Origin of the sequence: Roseovarius lutimaris, from assembly GCF_900115165.1 — a bacterium.
Classification (GTDB): Bacteria; Pseudomonadota; Alphaproteobacteria; order Rhodobacterales; family Rhodobacteraceae; genus Roseovarius; species Roseovarius lutimaris.
This window is the reverse complement of record NZ_FOVP01000059.1, coordinates 1-4,512: the sequence shown is the minus strand read 5'-3', so window position 1 is coordinate 4,512 and position 4,512 is coordinate 1. Positions and strand designations below refer to the sequence as shown.

General features: G+C 56.8%; 6 protein-coding genes. 4 read left to right on the top strand and 2 right to left on the bottom strand.

All coding sequences use genetic code 11. The features are described 5' to 3' along the window. A partial coding sequence (locus BMZ91_RS20855) for a transposase (protein WP_177193953.1) occupies positions 1–272 on the bottom strand: 272 nt, incomplete at its 3' end. A gap of 137 nt (positions 273–409) precedes the next feature. Beyond that, positions 410–1,273 carry a universal stress protein gene (locus BMZ91_RS20850; RefSeq protein WP_092842495.1) on the bottom strand — a complete coding sequence of 288 codons (864 nt, stop codon included), beginning with the start codon at positions 1,271–1,273 and terminating at the stop codon, positions 410–412. 136 nt (positions 1,274–1,409) lie between these two features. On the opposite strand from BMZ91_RS20850, the gene BMZ91_RS20845 reads away from it, so the two are divergent. From BMZ91_RS20845 to BMZ91_RS20835, 4 genes are all read left to right on the top strand, one after another. Then, positions 1,410–1,646 (top strand): helix-turn-helix domain-containing protein, encoded by a 237-nt coding sequence (locus BMZ91_RS20845; RefSeq protein ID WP_092842494.1) that lies wholly within the window; start codon positions 1,410–1,412, stop codon positions 1,644–1,646. Then, positions 1,643–3,379, top strand: a complete 1,737-nt coding sequence (locus BMZ91_RS20840) for a cation:proton antiporter (protein WP_092842493.1) — start codon at positions 1,643–1,645, stop codon at positions 3,377–3,379. Before BMZ91_RS20845 ends, BMZ91_RS20840 begins: the two co-directional genes overlap by 4 nt. 242 nt (positions 3,380–3,621) lie before the next feature. Beyond that, on the top strand, positions 3,622–3,789 hold the full coding sequence (locus BMZ91_RS21590; protein ID WP_177193952.1) for a hypothetical protein: 168 nt from the start codon (positions 3,622–3,624) through the stop codon (positions 3,787–3,789). 94 nt (positions 3,790–3,883) lie between these two features. Beyond that, a partial coding sequence (locus tag BMZ91_RS20835; RefSeq protein WP_143076442.1) for an IS110 family transposase occupies positions 3,884–4,512 on the top strand: 629 nt, incomplete at its 3' end.

Genomic DNA, 4,512 nt, shown 5'->3' with positions numbered 1-4,512 from the left:
ATACTACGCATGAAGCCTTGTGTCTGGCGCAACGGTTGCTTGAAGACAGCGCTCAGGGTCAGGCAGATCTCGATCGCCAGGTCTGAATATGTCCGCTGACCACCCTGCGTCGCCTGGCGCGGTGCCCTCCACAAACCAAGTGCTTCTTCGCTGACCCAGACCGTTAAATCCCCGCGACGCCGAAGGCTTTCGTTGTAACTCGCCCAGTTGGACACACGATACTTTTGCTTCGGAATTTTGCCTCGGCGGTTAGCATTGAATCTGTGCGGCATGCTCAGCACCCTGAATGGGAAGGAGCAACCTCAGTATCAGGCTCAGAACGATCCCTGCAACAAAGCCGTCTTGACCAATTCCCAAAGCCTAAGTTGCTTGTAGCTGTCCACAACTTCACCCTGTTTTTCCCGATAAGTCATGCGCTTGTCACCGGCGGGATCGCAAGGATATCAACCGAGGATGTCCGCAGCACGTGTTCCGTTACGCTGCCGATCAGCATCTTTTCAAGCCCGGTGCGGCCATGGGTCGATAAAACGACCAAGTCCGCGCGTTCCGCCTCTGCGGTCTTCTGGATTTCATGATGCGCCGTTGACCGATTGTAACGCACCATCGGTGTGACGCTGCCCAGACTGGCGGCGGCAAGAAACTTGGTCAAATTACGTGAGGCGTCCTTTTCCGCGCTTGTGATGTAGTCTTTCTGATCGTCGGTTGACAGCATGTGCGACATGGCGAGGCGCAATGCTGGTGCGTCGAAGACGTAAAGCAGCGTTTGGCGCGCGTCCTGACCTATGCCGAGCGCAAGGAACCGTTCCAGCGCCTCACCAGAGAGGTTCGACAGGTCAGTCGTCTGAATGACATGTTGGTAAGGTCCGGTTGGCGGCGCGTTTACCATCAACACTGGACAGTCGATCAGGCGGATCGTCCGCTCAGCGGTGGTGCCAATGAAGACATCCTTGAGCATCTGTCGGCGGTGCGGGCCAATTACCAACAGATCGGGTTTCGCATCGTTGACAGCGGTGATGATCCCCGCAAAGGGCGAGGCCAGAACCACCCGCGTTTCACTCGCAACACCATCCACTTTCCGAAGTGTGTCCGCCGTTTGGCGCAAGAGCTCTTCTGCCTCGTCATGCTCGATCTTCACGATTCGGTGCGGTTGATCGTCATCAACGACGTGGATAATCGCCAGGTCCGCGCCGAATTGACGGGCAAGCAATATTGCCCGTCGAAGTGCGCGATCCGATCGCTCGGAAAAATCGGTCGCCAACATGATCTTTTGCATGATGTGATCCTGAATGCCGTGTCGCTGTTGGTCTCTATACTAATCATGGTCAGACGTTCGCACGTTTGATCGAAGTCAATCAACCTTAACCAAATTTTGCTATTCTTGATCAAACTTAACCAATCGAGGCTTTGGAATGACGCAGGATCAGTTTCAAACGGTGAAGGAGGTCGCCGAGCGGCTGAAGGTTTGCGAAGCTACGGTCAGGTCCTGGATCAGGGAGGGCACCTTGCGGGCGATTGATATTGGAAAGGGCTGGAGGATCGCGGAGCGTGATCTAGATCGGTTCCTGCGCAGCCTTGAGACCCGCCCCCGAGATAACTCTGATAAAGCCATGCCTGCGCAGCAGAACGACGACGCGGACAACGCATGATCAACGCCCTCCTGCATTCGCCTTTCGCTGAAGTCGCGGCTCTGCTTGTCATGGCCGCAGCCATTGGGCTGGCCGGTTTGCTGCTGCGCCAACCGCTGATCGTCAGCTTCATCGCCGTGGGTCTGGTCGCGGGGCCATCCGCACTGGACGTGGTGCAATCCGACGCGCAGATCACCCTTTTATCGCAGCTTGGCATTGCGGTGCTACTATTTCTCGTGGGCATCAAGCTGGACGTGAAGCTGATCCGCTCGCTGGGGGCGGTGTCGCTGCTGACCGGGCTGGGCCAAGTCACCTTCACCTCGACTTTCGGCTATCTGATCGGGCTGGCGCTTGGTCTGGGTCATATCACCAGCCTCTACGTGGCCGTTGCTCTGACTTTCTCCTCTACCATCATCATCGTGAAGCTTCTGTCGGACAAGCGTGAGATCGACTCGCTGCACGGGCAGATCGCTCTCGGCTTTCTGATCGTGCAGGATCTGGTGGTAGTAATTGCGATGATCGTACTGTCGGCCATCGGTATCGGCGCAGTCGCCGAAAGCGGAAGCGGACATGGCGGTGGCTCGGTTCTGACGGTGCTGATCTCGGGCATCGCGATGGTGGCGGTGGTGATCGTGTTTGTGCGCTACATCGCCAATCCGCTGACCGAGCGTCTGGCGCGCGCGCCGGAACTTTTGGTGATCTTCGCCATCGCGCAGGCCTCGATCTTTGCTGCGGTCGGTGACTTTGTGGGTCTGGGAAAGGAAGTGGGCGGACTTCTGGCCGGGGTGTCGCTGGCCTCGACCCCCTATCGCGAAACAATCGCCGCCCGGCTCGCGCCGCTCAGGGATTTTCTATTGTTGTTCTTTTTTATCGCGTTGGGCGCGACGCTCGATCTCTCGCTTCTGGGGGCACATGTCACCGGCGCCATCGTGCTGTCGCTGTTCGTGCTAATCGGCAACCCGCTGATCGTGCTGGGGATCATGGGTGCGCTCGGTTACCGTAAGCGCACCGGTTTTCTAGCCGGATTGACCGTTGCCCAGATCAGCGAGTTTTCCCTGATCTTCATCGCTATGGGCGTCTCGCTTGGCCATGTGCGGGCAGATGCGCTCGGGCTGGTGACGATGGTCGGTCTCGTGACCATTGCCGCGTCGACCTACATGATCACCTACTCGCATACGCTTTATGCGCTGTTAGAGCCTTTGCTGGGAATATTCGAGCGCAAGGGTACCCCGCGCGAGCCATCAGAGGCAGGCACTCATCGCGATGATAGGGTCAAGGTCATCATTTTCGGGCTTGGACGGTTTGGCACCGCCATCGGCCTGCGGCTTCAAAAGCGCGGGATCAAGGTATTGGGCGTGGACTTTAACCCGCAGGCCGTCCGACGCTGGCGTGATCTGGGTCTTGAAACCGAATTCGGCGACGCGACCGACCCGGAATTTTTGGCCGACCTGCCGCTGCCAAGCGCTGAATGGGTTGTGTCCACTGTGCCGATCCATCCTACGGGTCTGAGCCATGAGGACACACGCACGACTCTGATTCAGCTAACCCGAAGCAATGCCGCCTTCCATGGCCAGATTGCCGTAGCATCACACGATTCACGCGACACCGAAGAGCTGATCACCTCCGGGGCCGATTTTGTTCTTGAGCCTTTCCAGGACGCCGCAGACCGTGCTGCCGAGATGCTTTGCGGTGCCCCTGAAGAGGAACGAACTGAAATCCCGCGGATTGAGGGGGAAGAGACGCAAACGTCTTGAAGCAGGCAACGCTATCGCAGGCGGTCGAATTTGACGACTGCGCGACAACATGGGACGAAAGCTCTCCGCATCCGTCATCAGCCCGTCGCACGAACGTTCATTTCAAAGAATTGCGAAATAGTGTGATCGCTCGACCTTCGGTGACAGGTGCAGCCTGGCCGGTAGCACTGAAGAGCCACCGATCTTCTGTCAGAATTTTTCCGCACCACATGTGCAGGGTTGGTGTTGTCGAGGACATATGAATGACCTTCATCGGCGCGGCCTGCGCAATTGACTTTCAGATACGAGTTAACCCGGCCCGGTTTTCAGGCCGGGAAAGTAATTCGATTTCGGCCCTAATGACCAAATTTCTGAACAAAGGCTTTCATGAACTTTTAGGGACACGTGGCGTTCTTGATGTCTATCTGTAGAGCGGACATGGCGTATCTGCGGCGAATCCAGCTTTTGAGGTTTCAAACATGGCTATTGTCGATGGTGTAACCTTGAAGCCAGAGGAGAACGACCATGAAACGCTACGTTGGAATTGATGTCGCCCAAGAGCAATGTGCCCTTTGCATTGTGGATGATGCAGGCGCGATCTTGTTCGAGGGGACCTGTGCGACGGACCCTGATGAAATTGTGCGCACCATCGCTACTGTTGCCGACGATGTTGAAAAGATCGTGCACGAGTCCGGCCCACTGTCGATTTGGTTAACGCGGGAGCTGGTCAAACGGGGGGCGCCGGTGGTCTGTATTGATGCCCGTGCTGCTCACAAAGTGCTCTCCGCGCGCATGAATAAGTCTGATAAATCGGACGCTGTCGGGTTGGCACAATTGGCGCGCACGGGTTGGTATGGCGCGGTGCACATCAAGAGCGAGTCGAGCGATCAGTTACGCCTATTGCTTGCGGCACGAGAACGATTGATCCGCATCCGGATGGATCTCGAAGGGCAAGCGCGGGGTCTTTTGAAGGCTTATGGGATCCGGCTTGGGCCGGTAAATGCAGGCTACAGCCGAAAGAGCTTCCGCGATCAGCTTGGCACGGCCATCAAGGGAGATCAAAGTTTGCAGATGATCTTCGCCTCATTGATCGCCGTGCATGAGACTGTCTGCATTGAGGCCACAGCGATCGATGCAAAGGTCCAGCAGCTTGC

Excerpts from the sequence above, each read along its gene's own strand:
- BMZ91_RS20850 (WP_092842495.1), bottom strand. The coding sequence starts at position 1,273 with ATGCAAAAGATCATGTTGGCGACCGATTTTTCCGAGCGATCGGATCGC.
- BMZ91_RS20845 (WP_092842494.1), top strand. The coding sequence starts at position 1,410 with ATGACGCAGGATCAGTTTCAAACGGTGAAGGAGGTCGCCGAGCGGCTG.
- BMZ91_RS20840 (WP_092842493.1), top strand. The coding sequence starts at position 1,643 with ATGATCAACGCCCTCCTGCATTCGCCTTTCGCTGAAGTCGCGGCTCTG.
- BMZ91_RS21590 (WP_177193952.1), top strand. The coding sequence starts at position 3,622 with ATGACCTTCATCGGCGCGGCCTGCGCAATTGACTTTCAGATACGAGTT.